Origin of the sequence: Streptomyces sp. H27-H1 (genome assembly GCF_026627445.1) — a bacterium.
In the GTDB taxonomy this organism is placed as follows: domain Bacteria; phylum Actinomycetota; class Actinomycetes; order Streptomycetales; family Streptomycetaceae; genus Streptomyces.
On sequence record NZ_JAPNLJ010000004.1, the window covers coordinates 231204 to 247536 of the forward strand.

Below are 16333 nucleotides of genomic sequence, written 5' to 3' on the forward strand. Positions count from 1 at the left end.
GCCCGGTCCTCAAACGCCGGACGGGCTGGGAGGGCCCTCGGGCTCCGCCCCGGACCCCGCGCCTCGAACTCCCTCAGCCACCGCTGGGACATACACCCCTGGCGGGGCTGGGTATGCCGCGGGACCACGCACGCTTGGCTTTCGAACTGCCGCAGCAACCTGTGTGGTCGTCTGCGGCAGCACTGGGGCCTGACCATGCACGTTTGTGCGGCACACCCGCTCGCCACGGCGCGCGCGTACGGGCCGGCGCCGGCCCAATCCAGCCCCGCCGGCGTTTGAGGCGATCCCCCCAGCCCCGCCTGGGGCCTCCCCGCGGGGGCTGGGGGAGTTGAGGCGGATCCGCAGCCCGGCCGACGGGGGTTACAGGGGGGCTTCCCAGGTCAGGGTGGTGCCTCGGGTGGCTGAGTCCGTGCGGCCGTCGTCGGAGACGGTGAGGCGGACTCGGGTGGGGATCGCGTCGACTTCAACTTCGATGGAGGTGACTTCCGAGCGGCGGTGCGCGGCGGCCAGTGCGCCGCGCAGGGCCGCGAGCAGGTCGCCCGCCACCGGATCCGGGAGCAGTGCGTCCACCGTGCCCGCGAAGTGGACCGACGGCTGGAAGCCCAGCAGGACCGCCGCCCCGCCGGTCTCCCGCAGGACCCGGCCCCGGAAGGTGGTCGGGGCGTCCGTCGGCGGCTGCTGGAGGGCGAAGATGGCCGTGCGGACCTCCTGGATGGTGGAGTCGAGCTCGTCCACGGCCCGGCTCAGTTCCTCGCCGATGGTGTCCCCGGTGGGTGCCTTGGAGGAGCGGCGCCGGGTGCTCTCCAGCATCATCTCCGTCGCGAACAGCCGCTGGACGACGAGGTCGTGGAGGTCGCGGGCGATACGGTCGCGGTCCTCGTAGACGGCCAGTTGCTCGCGGTCGTGCTGGGCGTCCGCCAGGACGAGGGCCAGCGCCGCCTGGGAGGCGAACTGCGAGGCCAGCAGCCGGTCGACCGCGTCGTACGGGGGGCCGCCGCGGACGCGCGGCAGGGCGAGCGTGCCGATCAGCTGGCCGCCGCTCTGGAGGGGCAGCATCATGCTGGGGCCGAAGCGCACCCGTACGTGCGTGGTCATGCGGGGGTCCGTCGCGGAGTCCTCTATGAAGACCGGCTCACCGCCCAGGAGTTGTTCCAGGACGGCCGAGCCCGGAGCGATGGCCGTGCCCAGCAGGTCTCCGGGGTCCCCGTGCGTGGAGGCGGCCACGATCTCCATGCCGCCTTCGGGGGTCGGCTGGAGGACGATCCCGGCAGCCGCGTCGGCGAGCAGCCTGGCCCGTTCGGCCACGCACATCAGCGCGTCCGCCGCGGGCCGGCCCGCCAGCAGGGCGGTGGTCACGGCGGCGGCGCCCTCGATCCAGCGCTCCCGACGGCGCGCGGTCTCGTACAGCCGGGCGTTGCCGATTGCTATTCCCGCCTGCGAGGCCAGGACGCGCAGCAGTGCGAGGTCGTCGTCCGTGAACGGGCCGCCGCCCTGTTTGTCGGTGAGGTAGAGGTTCCCGAAGATCTCCGTGTGGACCCGGATCGGGACGCCGAGGAAACCCGTCATCGGGGGGTGTCCCGGCGGGAAGCCCACCACCCGGGGGTCCTGTGTCAGGTCCTCCAGCACGAGCGGGCGCGGGTCGGTGATGAGGGCGCCGAACAGGCCGGAATGCCCGTCCGGCATCCGGCCGATCGCGGCCTTCTCGGCCTCGGTCATGCCGCAGGTGAACAGCCCGGTCAGCCGGACGCGCTCGGGGTCGACGACCCCGAGCGCTCCGTACCGCGCCGTGCACAGCTCGGTCGCCGAGTCCACGATGTGCTGGAGGGTGCTCCGCAGTTCGAGGTCGGAACCGACGTTGAGGACTGCCTCCAGGAGGACGGGCAGGCTCGCGACCTGGCGGGCGGCGATGCCTTCCCGGTCCCCGGGGGATACCGGGGAGGACTCGTCGTGGGTCATTCGGCCAGGGGGTTCAGAACCATGGGGGCGATCTTCCCTTCGAGCATCATGCCGAGGCCCAGTACCGCGCAGACGTCGGGTCGTTCCGCGATGGCCACGGGCATTCCGGTGGCGTCGCGGAGCATCTGGTCCAGGCCCGGCAGCAGGGCGCTGCCGCCCACCATCATGATCCCTCGGTCGGTCAGGTCGGCCACCAGGTCCGGCGGGCAGTCGCGCAGCACCTTGCCGATGCCGTCGAGTACGGCGGTCAACGGGGTGTGGATGGCGTCCCGGACGGCCGCGGTGTCCACGTGGACGGAGCGGGCGAGTCCGGTGGCCACGTCGCGGCCGTGGATGAGGGTGGAGGCCGGGCCTTCGGCGGTGATGCCGTTGCCGTGCAGGGCCAGTTGGAGCGGGCGGACGGCCTGGCTGGGCAGCATCAGCTCGTGGGCGTGGCGCAGGTGCTGGACGATGGCGTGGTCGATGGCCTCACCGCCTACCGGGATCCGCTGGGCGGTGACGATCGAGCCGAGGGAGAGGACGGCGACCTGGGTGGCGGCGGCCCCGCACACCATGATCATCGTCGCGGTCGGCTGTTCCACGGGCAGTCCGCAGCCGACGGCCGCCGCGATCAGGGTGTCGACGAGTTCGACGCGCCGGGCGCCGAGTCCGACCATCGTCTCCACCGCCGCGCGCTGGGCGAGCGGGTCGGCGTCGTGCGGGGTGCAGGCGGCGGCCCGCAGCCGGGGCTTGCGGCGCAGGGCGCGCCGCAGCTTTTCGCCGAGGAGGTGGCGCAGCATGCGCTGGGCCATCTCGATGTCCACGACGGTGCCGCCGGAGACGGGGCGTACGACCCGGATGTAGTCGGGCGTGCGGCCGGTCATCCGCTCGGCGAAGGTGCCGACGGCGATGAGTGCGCCGGTCCGCGTGTTCACGGCGGCGACGCTGGGCTCGTCCACGACCAGGCCGAGGCCTTTGACGTACACGCGGGTCCTGGCCGCTCCGAGGTCGACGGCCACGTGGCAGCGGCGCAACTGCTCAAGACTGACGGTCACGGCAGATCCTCCCGAGAGCGCTGACGCAAGAAGACCGGCGGATGCCGGCCACACTCCATATCTTCTCGGGTGAATTGACCATATTGCCCGATTTGATGCTCCGGGTGGGGGGTCCCGTGGGATACGGGAGGGTCACGAGGGGTGCCAGTGAGTGCTGCACGGGGGTGGAATTCTGCGACGCCAGGCGCGACCATGCCCGCACCGATCCTGCTACTCGTGCGTAACAAGGTAAAGGGGACTCGATGCTGACGGTCCGCCAGCGAATGCTCGCGATGCTGACGCTCTGCCTGGCCCTGCTCGTGGCGCCCGCACTCCCGGCCCAGGCCTCGGGCCCGCCTTCCGGCGCGCCTTCCGGCGTGACCTCCGGTCCGGTCCAGGCCCAGGCCTCCGGCCAGGCCGCCGCGCGCAATCCGGTGGTCTTCGTACACGGCTACAACGCCGACCCCGGCGTCTGGGGCTCCCTGCGCGAGGACCTGCGCGCCGACGGATACGCCGACTCCGAGCTCTTCTCCTTCGGCTACGACACCCACCAGTCGGTCAACGAGGTCCTCGCCGGACGGCTCGCCGGCTACGTGGACGAGGTCCGCCGGCAGACCGGCGCCGCCCGCGTGGACCTCGTGGCCCACTCCTTCGGCTCGCTCGTCAGCCGCTGGTACGTGAAGTTCGGCGGCGGCGGCGCCTACGTCGACCGCTGGGTCTCCCTCGCCGGCCCCAACCACGGCACCTCCACCGCCTGGGCCTGCGCCCTGTGGGACCAGGGCTGCCGAGACATGACCCCCGGCTCCTACGTGGTGAAGAACCTGAACTCCGGCGACGAGACCCCCGGCACGGTGCGGTACGCCACCTTCTGGTCCAACTGCGACGAGGTCATCAACCCCGACGACAGCGTCCCGCTCGCCGGGGCCGCCAACACCCCCGTCGGCTGCCTCAAGCACAACGACCTGCTCGGGGACGACCCCACCTCGGCGGGCGTACGGGCCTTCCTGCGGTCCTGATCAGGCCTCACCCGGCTGGGTCCGGCCCGATACGGCCCGGTCCGGCCGGGGCCGACCGGGGTCAGCCCGGTCCGGCCCCGATCAGGCCTGATCGGGTCGGGCTCCCAAAGGCGCGCCCGGGTCCGCCTCTGCGGAGACGGTGACCTCCTGGAGCAGGCCGTACGTGAACTCCGCGACGCAGGCCCGCCCCGACGCGGTGAACGCCAGCCGCCACCGCGTCGGCGCGGTGCCCTCCATCGGCCGGACCGGGGCGAAGGCCCGCGCCACCTCGTCGACCGTCGCCGACCAGGGCCGCAGATCCTGCGGCGACTCCAGTAAGGGACCGGGCGCGCCCGGGGCCCGGACCAGCCACTCGTTCCAGACGGACCCGTCCGGCGCGGCGAGCACCTCGAAACGCAGGCCGGGCCAGAGCGGCACGGGCCACAGCAGGGCCTCGCAGCTCAGATCGCCGATCGCGCGGGAGGAGACGGCCTCCGGCGGGCCGAGCACCGAGCGGTAGCGGGCCAGGGCGCCCCGGGAGCGCGCGGGGGATCTGACCATGGCCTGCCAGCGCTTGTTGGCCTCCCGCTGCTCCGCGAGGGTGGCGCCGAGCTGCCGACGGGCCTCCTCGGCGAGCCCCGGCTGGAAGTCCGCCATCCGGCGCAGCAGCACCAGTTGGAAGCCGGCCGGGCCGAGAGGGCCCGGGGTGAGCGGCGGTGTGCCCGGGGTCCTTGTCATGGACTCCACCCTTCCACACAAGATCCTCACGATCCCGGTATCCGGCCGTTGCACGCGAGCGCGTAGCCTGCGGGTCGCCATGGACTACTGCATCGCCTGCCGCAGGTACCTCAACGGCGCGCTGGCGTGCGCCGGATGCGGCACCCCGGCCGAGTACCTGATATCCGCCGCGCCCGCCGCGCCCGCCGCCGCTGCCTTCGGGAGCGATCCGACCGTGCTCGCCGACGTGTACGCCGACTCCCTCGTCGTGCTGTCCGGGGACCGGGGGCAGGGCCGCGCCGCCGGCCGCCGCCGCGCCGTGCACCGGCGCCGCCGCCGGACCGCGCTCACGGCCGGGCTCGGGCTGCTGCTCGCCGCCGGAGCCTCCCTGGGCCTGGCCCGGCTGGCGACCGACGGGGAACGCGCCGACCGGGCGGCGACGGTAGAGCTGACCGACGACGCGGGTCCCAGGGAGCCGGATCCGCTTCCCGGCCTGACGGGGGCTCCGGCCGCGCCGTCGGGGAAGGCTTCGGCGAAGGGGCCGGCCGCCCGCTCCGCGAAGGCCTCGGCCGGGGGTACGAAGCAGGGTGGGGCCGGCTCCGCCGCCGGGGGGGCCGGGGCCTCCGCCGCCGGGCCGTCGGCCCCGAGCTCCGGAGCGGCAGGGCCGTCGCGGAGCGCCGCCGGGGTGGGGGGTGGCGTGCTTCCCTTGCCCGTGCCTCCGGTCGCGCCGACGTCCCGAGGCGCCGCGACTCCCGGCGGGACCCCGACCTCGAAGGGGCCCAAGCCGAATCCGACACCCAAGCCGGCCCCGACCCCGAGCCCGGAGCCCACCCCGGAATGCTCGTTGTGGGACTGGCTGTGCTGGTGAGCGGGGAGCTCAGCCCAGCATCCGCCTGAGCAGGTCCCGTAGGACCGCGCGCTCGGCCGTGGAGAGACCGGCCAGCGGTTCCCGGGCGAAGTCCAGCGACTCGCGCAGCCGCTCGGCGGTCTGCAGGCCGTCCTCGGTGGGCGCGGCCAGCTTCACCCGGCGGTCGGCCGGGTCGGGGCGGCGCTCGACCAGCCCACGGGTCTCCAGCCGGTCCACGATGCCGGTGACGTTCGAGGGCTCGCACCGGAGCTTCAGCGCGATCTTGCGCATCGGCATCGGCTCCAGGGAGAGCAGGTTCAGTACCCGGGCCTGGGCGCCGGTGAGCTGGTGGCTGGAGGCCGCGTGCTCGTACTCCTGGTGGTAGCGGGCCACGACGTCGCCGATGAGCTCGACGACTTCGAGGGTCAGAGGATCTGCGCGACGACTGGGCATGGATCCAGGGTACCCATTTACTTGACAACATGAAATATCCAGGCGCATGGTTGTTTCACGTCCTGAAGCATTTTGCACTTCTCCCACCCATCCAGGAGTGACGCATGTCCAAGATCCCCGCCGTCAGCCGTGAGTGGCACCTCGTCCGCCGCCCGCAGGGCTGGCCCGTCGCCGAGGACTTCGCCCTGCGCGAGGTCCCCGTGAACGCCGAGCCCGCCGCCGGCCGGATTCTGGTGCGCAACCTCCACATGTCCGTGGACCCCTACATGCGCGGCCGGATGAACGACGTGAAGTCCTACATCCCGCCCTTCCAGCTCGACAAGCCCATGGACGGCGGTGCGGTCGGCGAGGTCGTGGCCTCGGCCGACGAGCGCTTCGCGGTCGGCGACCACGTGCTGCACGGCCTGGGCTGGCGCGAGTACGCGGAGCTGGACGCCAAGCACGCCACCCCGGTGGACGCCTCGCTCGCCCCCCTCTCCGCCTACCTCGGCGTCCTCGGCATGCCGGGCCTGACCGCCTACGCCGGGCTCTTCGAGGTCGCCTCCTTCAAGGAGGGCGACTCCGTCTTCGTCTCCGGCGCCGCCGGCGCGGTCGGCAGCCTCGTCGGCCAGTTCGCGAAGATCAAGGGCGCCTCCCGGGTGATCGGCTCCGCCGGCTCCGACGAGAAGGTGACTCTCCTCACGGAGAAGTACGGTTTCGACACCGCCTTCAACTACAAGAACGGCCCCGTCGGCCAGCAGCTGAAGGAGGCCGCGCCCGAGGGCATCGACGTCTACTTCGACAACGTCGGCGGGGACCACCTCGAGGCGGCCATCTCCTCCCTGAACGTCCACGGCCGGGCCACCCTGTGCGGGGCGATCGCCCAGTACAACGCCACCGAGCCCGTGCCCGGCCCGCGCAACCTGGCCCTCGTCATCGGCAAGCGGCTGCGCCTGCAGGGCGTGCTGGTCGGCGACCACGCGGGACTCCAGCCGCAGTTCGTCCAGGACGTGGCCGGCTGGCTGCGCTCCGGGCAGCTCGTCGCCGACGAGACGGTCGTGCGGGGAGTGGAGAACGCCACCGACGCCTTCCTCGGAATGCTCCGCGGCGAGAACACCGGAAAGATGATCGTTTCTTTCACCGGTTAGGCTCACTGCTACACCGCCGGGGCGCGTGGGCGCGAGTCCCGGCGATTTACCAGGAGGATTTCCTTACATGTCCATCCAGCAGTCCGACGTCGCGTACACCGCTGTTGCCACCGCCGAGAACGGCCGTGACGGTCGCGTCGCCACCAACGACGGTCGCCTCGACGTCGTCGTGAACCCGCCGAAGGAGCTCGGTGGCAGCGGCGAGGGCACCAACCCCGAGCAGCTGTTCGCCGCCGGCTACAGCGCCTGCTTCCAGGGTGCGCTCGGTGTCGTCGCCCGCAACGAGAACGCCGACATCTCCGGCTCCATCGTCACCGCCGAGGTCGGCATCGGCAAGAACGACGACGGCTTCGGCATCATCGTCAAGATCTCGGCCTCCATCCCGAACGTGGACGTCGCCACCGCCAAGGACCTCATCGAGAAGGCCCACCAGGTCTGCCCGTACTCCAAGGCGACCCGCGGCAACATCACCGTCGAGCTCGCGGTCTGATCCGGACCCCGCTCGACTGGTTCGTCCGGTCCGTCGAAGGCCGCACCCCGGCACCGGGGTGCGGCCTTCGTCATGCCCGGCGTCCCGGGCCCGGGAGCCCCGCCTAAACTGGAACCATGCGTGATCTTGCGGGGGGATTCGGCTATCTGCTGGCCGGACAGCGATGGGTACTGCGGCACGGACGGTGGCTGGGGTTCGGGCTGCTGCCCGGGCTCGTCTCCCTGGTGCTGTACGCCGGCGCGCTCATCGGCCTCGGCTTCGGCGCCGACGACCTGACCGCCTGGGCGACCCCCTTCGCCGACGGCTGGTCCTCCCCGTGGCTCGGGCTCTTCCGGGGCTTCCTGACCGCCCTGGTCTTCTGCCTCGGACTCTTCCTCGCGGTGATCACCTTCACCGCCGTGACGCTGCTCGTGGGCCAGCCCTTCTACGAGTCCCTCTCGGAGCAGGTCGACCGCACCGAGGGCGGCGAAGTCCCGGAGTCGGGGCTCACGCTCCCGCAGGAGCTGTGGATCTCCGCCCGGGACAGCCTGCGGATCCTCGGCCGGGTCCTGCTCTTCGGGATCCTGCTCTTCGGGCTCGGCTTCGTCCCGGTCATCGGGCAGACCGTGGTCCCGGTCGTCGGCTTCTGCGTCTCCGGCTTCTTCATCGCCCAGGAGCTCACCTCCGTCGCCCTGATGCGCCGCCGGGTGCAGCTCACCGAGCAGCTCGCGCTGCTGCGAGGCCGGCGGATGCTGGCCCTCGGCTTCGGGGTACCGCTCGTGCTGGCCTTCCTGGTGCCGTTCGTCGCCGTGTTCCTGATGCCGGGCGCGGTGGCCGGGGCGACGCTCATGGTCCGGGACCTGGTGGGCGAGGACACGGAGCAGGAGCAGGGGCGGGAACCGGGGCAGGAGCCGGGGGAGCCGAGGACCGGCCGGCCCGGACATGGCGGCCGGGGCGAAGGCGGCGCCGGGAGCTCGGGCAAGGCCCCGGCCGGCAGTTTCGGCCCACCGCCCACGTACTAGGAGGGCTCGACTCCGCGGGGCTCGGACCCACCCGGTTCAGCGCTTCAGCAGGGTGATCGCCCCGGCGGTGTCCTCGCCTCCGTGGGACGCCGGGTCGGCCGTCAGCCGCTCCCGCATCAGGTCCAGGTACGGGCTGATCAGCTCCGTGCTGACCCCCTGCTCCGCGGCCGTCCGCAGCAGGGTGGCGCTCGCCGTGACCTGCATGGCCAGGTTGGACTCGACGCCCGTGGTGAAGTCCCCCGAGACCAGCCGGTCGGCGGCGGCGCCCGCGAAGAAGCCCATCGCCCCCAGCCACTCGGCCAGCAGCGGAGCCAGGTCCTTCGGGGAGATGTCCTCGCCCTCGATCAGTGCGTAGGCGTGTGAGATCCCGGCGAAGAGTCCGGTCATCGCGCTCAGCAGGGCGACGTCGTGCAGGGCCGCGTGCCCGGGGTCCGTCCCGACGAAACGAACGGCCGCCGGGACCCCCAGAGTGCTGCGGTGCGCCTCGAAAAGGGCGGCGGAGCCACTGTAGAAGACGTACCCCCCGGCCTCCGGGACGCCGATCATCGAGGGGGTGGCCATGATCCCGCCGTCCAGGAAGCGGGCTCCGCGCTCCTCGGCCCACGTGGCCCGGGCGCGGCCGTCGGCGGGGGTGCCGGTGGTCAGGTCGACCAGGTCCTTGCCGGTGAGGTCCAGGCCCGCCAGGGCCGAGTCCACGCTGGAGTCGTCCAGCAGGCAGAGCACGACCAGGCCGTTCGCGGCCACTGCCTCGGCAGGGCTCGCGGCGACGACGGCGCCTTCGGCCACGAGGGCATAGGCCTTGGCGGGAGTGCGGTTCCAGACGGTGAGGGGGTGGCCCGCGGCGAGCCAGGTGCGGGCGAGGGCGGTGCCCATCGAGCCGAGTCCGAGGAGGGTGAGCGGGGTCTTCGTGCTGGTGTCGGTCATGCCGTTTAGCCTGGTGGCAGGCTGACACGTGCTCAAGTACGCACTTCGGAGTGGGTGGTTACCCCGAGGTGAGCGAACAGGTGGGGAGGGGTGTGCGATGGCGGTGACAGGGCGGCCGGGCGCGGATCACTGCGGGATCGCCGCGGCGATGTCCGTGATCGACGGCAAATGGAAGGTCTCGGTCCTGTGGGAGCTGGAGCAGCGCCCGCGCCGCTTCGGCGAACTGCGACGACTGGTCCCGGGGGTCTCGGAGAAGGTGCTCGCGGCCCAACTGCGCGAGCTGGAAACGGACGGCATCGTCCACCGCGAGGTCTACGACGAGGTCCCGCCGCGCGTCGAGTACTCGCTGACCACGCTGGGCCAGGACCTGAACGAGGCCCTGGCCCCCCTCGGCGCGTGGGGCGGCAAGCACCTGCTCCCCGAGGGGCCGGGGCGCCCCGGCTGAAGGCGCTGCGGACGTCCCCGCAGTACGTCACTCCGGGCGGGTACGGCACTCCGGGCGGCGGAACAGCGCCGTCCAGAGAAACTCCTCGCCGAAGGAACCGGAGGACGCGGGCTCGTCGTTCATCCGGCGCAGCTCGACCTCGGTGAGGCCGGCGAAGACCCACCGCAGTGACTCCGGGGTGTAGGCGAGACCGCCTTCGAGGCGGGCCCGGCCGTAGAAGTCCGCATCGGGCAGCTCGGAGCCCATCGCGCCCGAGGCGAAGCAGGTGAGGGCGAAGCGGCCGCCGGGCGCCAGGAGCCGCTCCAGCAGGGCCAGGTAGCTGACCCTGCGGTGCGGCGGCAGGTGGTGGAAGCAGCCCGAGTCGTAGATCAGGTCGTACGGGCCCACGAGCTCGGCGCCGGCCGCGCCGAAGGCGTCCCCGTGGTGGAAGCGGACCCGGGCCCCCGCGGCCCGGGCGCGCTCCTCGGCCCAGGCCAGGGCCGTCGGGGAGAGGTCGACGGCGTCCACCTCGAAGCCCCGCGAGGCGAGGTGCAGGGCGTTGCGGCCGGGACCGCAGCCCAGGTCGAGGGCGCGGCCTCCCTCGGGGATCAGACCGCGGTCCAGGCAGGAGACGAGGTTCTCGTCGGGCTTCGCCGTGAAGAACGGGACCGGTCGGTCGCGGTCCGCGTAGAAGCCGTCCCACCAGGAGGAGCCGCCGGTCGTCCAGCGGTCGGCCTCCGGTGCGAAAAGGCTGTCCATGAGGGCGAGTACGTCGTCGACACTGCGTATGTTCCGGTCCATCCGAACCCCTTTCGGCTGTCCCCGATTTTATCTCCGAACAGAGGAAAAGCCCAGGTCAGGGCGGGTGTTGAGGGTGGTTTCCGGGCCTTCTGGCGGCCTGTCCGGACCGGCCGGTCCCCGCCCCCGGCGGGTGGGGGAGCGGGGCGGCCACGGGCCCCGCCCAGGGCCGCCGCGAGCCCTTTCACGGCCGATCAGGGCTCTGTTTCCGTACGGGTTCCGTAGCCGTAGCCGTAGCCGTAGCCGTAGCCGGGCACTTCCTGTGCTCCTGAGCCGCGACGCCGAGTCCGCCGGCCCGGGCCTGACGGACGTGTGCCCGGACGTCCCGTCAGGCCCGGTTCCGCGCAGGGTTGTCCGCCGGCGCCTCGCCCATGGCCTCCGCCGCCACCTCCGCCACGGCGACCGACGGCGTGTGTGCGTCGGCCTCGGCCAGCAGGGTCCCGCCCGGAGCCCATACGGCCGCGCCCCCGCATCCGGTCCACGGCCCGGCGGGTCCGACGTGGTTGGCGAGGACCACGTACATCCCGTGGTCCCGGGCGGTCCCCGGGTGGATCGCCGCCCGCTCGCCGACGCCGTCACCCGTGCCGTAGAGGGAGCTCGCCAGGTGGACCCGGCAGCCGGCCGCGGCGCCCGTGCCGGGCACGTCCGCGAAGTGGTTGTCGTAGCAGATCCCCAGCGAGAAGCGGATCCCGCCGAGTTCGAAGCGGCCGGGTGCCGTCCCCGCCGCGAAGACCTCCTGCTCGTGCCGGTAGAGGTGCTGCTTGGCGTACGTGGTCACGTGTGCGCCGTCCGCGTCGTGGACCAGGGTCGCGATGACGGGCCGGGGGCCGTCCGCGCGCAGCGCGACGTTGACGGCGGTGGCGATCCCGGTGGAGCGGACGGGGTCCAGCCGGGGATCCTCGGCGTCGGCCAGCCAGAGTCCGGGGTCGGCGGCTATCGCGGACAGCTCGTAGCCGGTCAGCACGAGCTCCGGGAACACCACCAGCCCGGCGCCCTCCTCCCGGGCCCGCACGGCGAGGGCGGCCGCCCGTACGGCATTGGCGGACACGTCGGCGGGGGCGCAGCTCAACTGCGCGGCGGCGATCTTCACGAGGTTCAGCCTGCCAGCCCGCCGGCCGCCCGGACCAGGCCGTCCGCAACAGGCCGTCCGCAACAGGTATCCGGACCCGGCCTCGGGCGGTCAGGCGGTCAGGCCCGGGCCCCGGGCCCCCTGGATCAGGTCGAGGAAGGTACGGAAGGCGCCGGGCATGTCCACGGATTCCGGGGCGAGCAGCCACTGGTACTGGAGGCCGTCCATCACGGCGGCCAGCAGCGGGGCCGCCTGCTCGGGGGTGAGGCCCGAGGGGAGCCGGTCTCCGAACTCGGCGCGCAGGACCTCCGCCATCGAGCCGCGCACCTGCGCGTACCGCTCGGCGAAGAACTCCCGAGCCGGGTGGCCGTCGGTGACGCTCTCGCCGAGCAGCGCCGAGAAGGTCTGGACGATGCCCGGGCGCATGGCGTTGTACTCCACCAGGGAGGCCAGCAGGTCCGGACGCCAGGCGTCGGCCATCGCCCGGGCGCCGCCGCCGGTGTCCCAGCGGTCGCGCTCCTCCAGGACCGCGACCAGCAGCGCCTCCTTGGTCGGGAAGTAGTGCAGCAGTCCCTGCTGGGTCAGGCCCACGCGCTCCGCGACCGTGCTCAGGGCGGCGCCCCGGTAGCCGCGCTCGGCGATCACCTTGAGGGCCGCGCGGACGATCTCCACGCGCCGTTCCTCACTTCTCGTCCTGACCATCGCCCCGCCCCTTCCGTTCCGCACCTGCAAGCAGGACCGTACGGCATTGAAATGTCACGAACGGATCACAAACCCTACCGCTCTACAGGCAACGGGTCCACCATGGGGTCACGCACCGCACCGCGTACCCGCACCCAACGAGGAGGCATGGCCGTGACCGATGCCGATCAGGTCCGCAACGACGCCGTAGAGACGGCCCTGGGCAAGCTGGACCTCGACACCAAGGCCCGGCTCCTGGCCGGCCAGGACATGTGGTCCCTGCCCGCCGTCCCCGAGATCGGGCTGAAGTCCCTGGTCATGTCCGACGGCCCCATCGGTGTGCGCGGAGTGCGCTGGACCGCCGACGACCCGTCGATCGCCCTGCCCTCCCCGACCGCGCTCGCCGCCGCGTGGGACCCCGAGCTCGCCCGCCGGGCCGGCCGCCTCCTCGCCCAGGAGGCCCGCCGCAAGGGCGTCCACGTCCTCCTCGCACCCACCGTCAACCTGCACCGCTCCCCGCTCGGCGGCCGGCACTTCGAGTGCTACTCCGAGGACCCCTACCTCACCGGCGCGATCGGCAGCGGCTACGTGAACGGCGTCCAGGACGGCGGTGTCGGCACCACCGTCAAGCACTTCGTCGGCAACGACGCCGAGACCGACCGGTTCACCGTCAACAGCGTCATCGCCCCGCGCCCGCTGCGCGAGCTCTACCTGGCGCCCTTCGAGGCCATCGTCGCGGGCGCCCACCCGTGGGGCATCATGACCGCCTACAACGAGGTCAACGGCACGACCATGACCGAGCACCGGTACCTCGTCAACGAGGTCCTGCGCGGCGAATGGGGCTTCGACGGCTACAACGTCTCCGACTGGATGGCCGCCCGTTCCACCGCCGGCGACATCCTCGGCGGCATGGACGTGGCCATGCCCGGTCCCGTCACCGTCTACGGAGCGCCGCTCGCCGACGCCGTCCGCGCCGGCGAGGTCCCCGAGTCCGCCGTCGACGACGCCGTCCGCAACGTCCTGCGCCTCGCCGCCCGGGTCGGCATCCTGGAGGGCGCCCCCGCCGCGGTCGGCGAGGTCCCGGCTCCCATCGACGGCCAGGCGCTGGCCCGCGAGCTGGCCGCCCGCGGTTTCGTCCTCGTACGCAACGAGTCCGCCATCGAGGAGTCCGCGTTCGGGGAGTCCGCGTCCGGGGAGTCCGCGTCCGAGGGGAAGCGCGCACTGCCCCTCGACACCACCCCCGGCCGCACCGTCGCCCTCATCGGCGCCGCCGCCCGCGACGCCCGGGTCCTCGGCGGCGGCAGCGCCACCGTCTTCCCCGAGCGGATCGTCTCCCCGCTGGACGGACTGACCGCGGCCCTTCCCGAAGGCTCCCTGACCTTCGCGGTCGGCGCCGACCCCAGCGACGAACTGATCCCCGCCGACAAGGGCTTCGAGCTCCGCGCGATCTGCCGGGACGCCTCCGGAGCCGTCATCGGGACGGGATCGCTGCCCACCGGCCAGGTCCAGTGGATCGGCGACGACCTGCCCGAGGGCGTCGGCTACGAGACGATGGCGAGCATCGAGGTCACCGGTACGTTCGTGGCGCGCGACAGCGGCGAGCACGCCTTCGGCACCCGCGGACTCGGCGCCTTCACCCTCGCGCTGGGCGGCGAGGTCCGCTGGGAGGGTGTCCAGCCGATGGGCAGCGAGGCCGACCCGTTCGAGGCCTTCTTCGGCGCCCCCAACGAGCGGGCCCGCCTCACCCTCACCGAGGGCGAGGCCGTCGAGGTCTCACTGACCTACCAGGTCCCCGACATGACGACCCTGCCGCTCAAGGCGATCATGTTCTCCTTCCTCCACCTCGGCCCGCAGCGCTCCGCCGACGAGCTCATCGCCGAGGCCGTGGAGGCGGCGCGCGCCGCGGACACCGCCGTCGTGGTCGTCGCCACCACCGAGCGGGTGGAGTCCGAGGGCTTCGACCGCAAGGACCTCACGCTCCCGGGCCGGCAGAACGATCTGGTGCGCGCCGTCGCCGCCGTCAACCCGAACACCGTGGTCGTCGTCAACGCGGGCTCCCCGGTGGAGCTCCCGTGGCGGGAGGAGGTCGCCGCAGTCCTGCTGACCTGGTTCCCCGGGCAGGAGGGCGGGGCCGCGCTGGCCGACGTACTCCTCGGCGAGGCGGAGCCGGGCGGGCGGCTGCCCACCACCTGGCCCGCCGAGTTCGCCGACGCGCCGGTCACCGAGGTCGTACCCACCGAGGGGCGCCTGGAGTACCGCGAGGGGCTCTTCATCGGCTACCGGGCCTACGAGAAGCACGGGATCGCCCCGGCCTTCCCCTTCGGACACGGCCTCGGCTACACGGACTGGGCCTACGAGTCCCTGGAGGTCGCCCCCGGCCTGGCGACGGTCCGCGTCACCAACACCGGCGCCCGGCCGGGCCGCGAGACCGTACAGGTCTACCTGGCTCCCGTAGCGGACAGCGTCGAGCGTCCGGCGAGCTGGCTGGCCGGCTTCGCGAGCGTGACCGCCGGCCCCGGCGAGAGCGTCGACGTGGAGATCGTCCTGCCCGAGCGCGCTTTCGAGATCTGGGACCAGCCCTCCCGTTCCTGGCAGCGGATCGGCGGCAGCTACGAGGTCCGAGCGAGCCGTTCGCACGGCGACACCCGGCTTACGGCGGCTCTCGACCTGTAATGGCCTGAAATCACCCGTGCTGTGTCGATTGAAAGCCGTGGTGATCGCAAAAGCTGGACCGGGGGCGGGCCCTGACACCCGCCCCCGGTCCGATCCAATCCAGCTAGGGCGTCAACGCGGAGGCTCGGCGGAGGTCACCTGTCGGTGCGCCAGTTCCGCGAGCCGCGCCTGCCCGCCCTTGCCCGGATGGAACCAGTCCCAGCGGCTCAACTGCTCCGCCGAGAAGGGGTACTGGAACACCGCGCCGCCGTCGTACCGGCACAGCTCGTCCTTCGCACAGACCTCGCGCAGCGCCTCGTTGTACTCGACCACGCGCGCCCGGACCTTCTCCCGCCGGGCCGTCGCACCGGCGGCCGCCGAGGTCGGATCGGCGAGCATCGACTGACAGATGCCCAGCTTCCACACCTGCCGCACCATCGGGTCGTCCTTGCCCTGTTCCCACAGCCGCTGGAGGTCCGGGACGCTGGATACGTACACCTGCGAGGCGGGCGAGGCCGCCCTCAAGTCGGCCAGCGCCTTCTCGAATCCGGACCGGAAGGCGGCCACCGGAGTCATCGACGAAGCCGACGGCCGGCAGGCGTCGTTCGAGCCCACCATCACCGTGACCAGGCCGGGCTTGTGTTCGGCGGCCAGGGCCAGCTGCCCCGGCAGGTTCGCCATCCGGGATCCGGTCACCGCGTAGTTCCAGCTGCGCGCGGGCGCTTCGGCCTCGCCGAGCAGCCGGGCCGCCAGTGAGCGCACCTCGGGGTCGGCGCCGGTGGACCAGGAGGCCTCCGGACAGTCGGCCAGCACCGAACAGGCGTCGAAACCGCGCGTGATGGAGTCGCCCACCGCGGCGACCGAGGCCGGCGCGGTGTTCCACCGCGCGGCCGCCTGCGCCCCGCGTTCGCCCCCGGCCTTCGCCCCGTCCGCCGAACACCCCGTCAGCGCGCCCGCCGCGAAGAGCAGCAGGGCCAGCGCCGCACCCGCACCCGCACCCGCGGAGGTCCGACGCGCGCGGCGGCGTGGGGCGGTGGTGCGCATGCGGAAGGTCCCTCCTTCGTCGCCCCGCATCATTCGGGGGCGTCCTGCTGAGTGAATGCTCTGTGTTTTACGGCCCTCGGAGCGACCGTACGTCACACCATGACCCCCGGCGCACGGTAGCTTTTTCCCGTGGCGTTTCGGC

Annotated in this window: 16 protein-coding genes; 7 read left to right on the plus strand and 9 right to left on the minus strand. The window is 72.7% G+C overall.

Annotated features, from left to right (window positions below; translation table 11 throughout):
- Positions 1–360: 360 nt before the first annotated feature.
- Together OTB20_RS05910 and OTB20_RS05915 are read right to left on the minus strand one after the other, a co-directional pair.
- The gene (locus OTB20_RS05910; protein ID WP_267815526.1) at positions 361–1956 is read right to left on the minus strand and encodes a GAF domain-containing protein; all 1596 of its coding nucleotides are present in this window, start codon (positions 1954–1956) and stop codon (positions 361–363) included.
- Positions 1953–2990: a rod shape-determining protein gene (locus OTB20_RS05915; RefSeq protein WP_267754802.1), complete on the minus strand. Its 1038-nt coding sequence runs from the start codon at positions 2988–2990 to the stop codon at positions 1953–1955. Before OTB20_RS05915 ends, OTB20_RS05910 begins: the two co-directional genes overlap by 4 nt.
- Positions 2991–3232: 242 nt before the next feature.
- On the opposite strand from OTB20_RS05915, the gene OTB20_RS05920 reads away from it, so the two are divergent.
- Positions 3233–3985: an esterase/lipase family protein gene (locus OTB20_RS05920; protein WP_267815527.1), complete on the plus strand. Its 753-nt coding sequence runs from the start codon at positions 3233–3235 to the stop codon at positions 3983–3985.
- Positions 3986–4066: 81 nt separating this feature from the next.
- Here OTB20_RS05920 and OTB20_RS05925 read toward each other — a convergent pair whose 3' ends face one another.
- Positions 4067–4702, minus strand: coding sequence for a hypothetical protein (locus tag OTB20_RS05925; RefSeq protein ID WP_267815528.1), 636 nt, complete (start codon positions 4700–4702; stop codon positions 4067–4069).
- Between the two features lie 79 nt (positions 4703–4781).
- Here OTB20_RS05925 and OTB20_RS05930 point away from each other — a divergent pair, with 79 nt between their 5' ends.
- Positions 4782–5549, plus strand: coding sequence for an SCO2400 family protein (locus OTB20_RS05930; protein WP_267815529.1), 768 nt, complete (start codon positions 4782–4784; stop codon positions 5547–5549).
- A gap of 9 nt (positions 5550–5558) precedes the next feature.
- Here OTB20_RS05930 and OTB20_RS05935 read toward each other — a convergent pair whose 3' ends face one another.
- Complete coding sequence (locus OTB20_RS05935) at positions 5559–5981, minus strand: MarR family winged helix-turn-helix transcriptional regulator (protein WP_267754813.1); 423 nt, start codon at positions 5979–5981, stop codon at positions 5559–5561.
- Between the two features lie 104 nt (positions 5982–6085).
- On the opposite strand from OTB20_RS05935, the gene OTB20_RS05940 reads away from it, so the two are divergent.
- From OTB20_RS05940 to OTB20_RS05950, 3 genes are all read left to right on the plus strand, one after another.
- Positions 6086–7108 (plus strand): NADP-dependent oxidoreductase, encoded by a 1023-nt coding sequence (locus tag OTB20_RS05940; protein ID WP_267754815.1) that lies wholly within the window; start codon positions 6086–6088, stop codon positions 7106–7108.
- Positions 7109–7175: 67 nt separating this feature from the next.
- On the plus strand, positions 7176–7598 hold the full coding sequence (locus OTB20_RS05945) for an organic hydroperoxide resistance protein (RefSeq protein ID WP_267754816.1): 423 nt from the start codon (positions 7176–7178) through the stop codon (positions 7596–7598).
- A gap of 116 nt (positions 7599–7714) precedes the next feature.
- Positions 7715–8599 carry an EI24 domain-containing protein gene (locus OTB20_RS05950; RefSeq protein ID WP_267815530.1) on the plus strand — a complete coding sequence of 295 codons (885 nt, stop codon included), beginning with the start codon at positions 7715–7717 and terminating at the stop codon, positions 8597–8599.
- 36 nt (positions 8600–8635) lie between these two features.
- Here OTB20_RS05950 and OTB20_RS05955 read toward each other — a convergent pair whose 3' ends face one another.
- The gene (locus OTB20_RS05955) at positions 8636–9523 is read right to left on the minus strand and encodes an NAD(P)-dependent oxidoreductase (protein ID WP_267815531.1); all 888 of its coding nucleotides are present in this window, start codon (positions 9521–9523) and stop codon (positions 8636–8638) included.
- Between the two features lie 97 nt (positions 9524–9620).
- Here OTB20_RS05955 and OTB20_RS05960 point away from each other — a divergent pair, with 97 nt between their 5' ends.
- Positions 9621–9968, plus strand: a complete 348-nt coding sequence (locus OTB20_RS05960) for a winged helix-turn-helix transcriptional regulator (RefSeq protein WP_267815532.1) — start codon at positions 9621–9623, stop codon at positions 9966–9968.
- Positions 9969–9995: 27 nt separating this feature from the next.
- Here OTB20_RS05960 and OTB20_RS05965 read toward each other — a convergent pair whose 3' ends face one another.
- The 3 genes from OTB20_RS05965 to OTB20_RS05975 all read right to left on the minus strand — a co-directional run bounded on the left by OTB20_RS05965 (position 9996) and on the right by OTB20_RS05975 (position 12516).
- Positions 9996–10748 (minus strand): class I SAM-dependent methyltransferase, encoded by a 753-nt coding sequence (locus OTB20_RS05965; RefSeq protein ID WP_267815533.1) that lies wholly within the window; start codon positions 10746–10748, stop codon positions 9996–9998.
- 325 nt (positions 10749–11073) lie between these two features.
- Positions 11074–11835 carry a carbon-nitrogen hydrolase family protein gene (locus tag OTB20_RS05970; RefSeq protein ID WP_267815534.1) on the minus strand — a complete coding sequence of 254 codons (762 nt, stop codon included), beginning with the start codon at positions 11833–11835 and terminating at the stop codon, positions 11074–11076.
- 90 nt (positions 11836–11925) lie between these two features.
- Positions 11926–12516, minus strand: a complete 591-nt coding sequence (locus OTB20_RS05975; RefSeq protein ID WP_267815535.1) for a TetR/AcrR family transcriptional regulator — start codon at positions 12514–12516, stop codon at positions 11926–11928.
- A gap of 147 nt (positions 12517–12663) precedes the next feature.
- Between OTB20_RS05975 and OTB20_RS05980 the strand changes: the two genes are divergently transcribed.
- Complete coding sequence (locus OTB20_RS05980) at positions 12664–15168, plus strand: beta-glucosidase family protein (protein ID WP_267815536.1); 2505 nt, start codon at positions 12664–12666, stop codon at positions 15166–15168.
- A 111-nt stretch (positions 15169–15279) separates the two neighbouring features.
- Here OTB20_RS05980 and OTB20_RS05985 read toward each other — a convergent pair whose 3' ends face one another.
- Positions 15280–16191: an SGNH/GDSL hydrolase family protein gene (locus OTB20_RS05985; protein ID WP_267815537.1), complete on the minus strand. Its 912-nt coding sequence runs from the start codon at positions 16189–16191 to the stop codon at positions 15280–15282.
- Between the last annotated feature and the right edge of the window lie 142 nt (positions 16192–16333).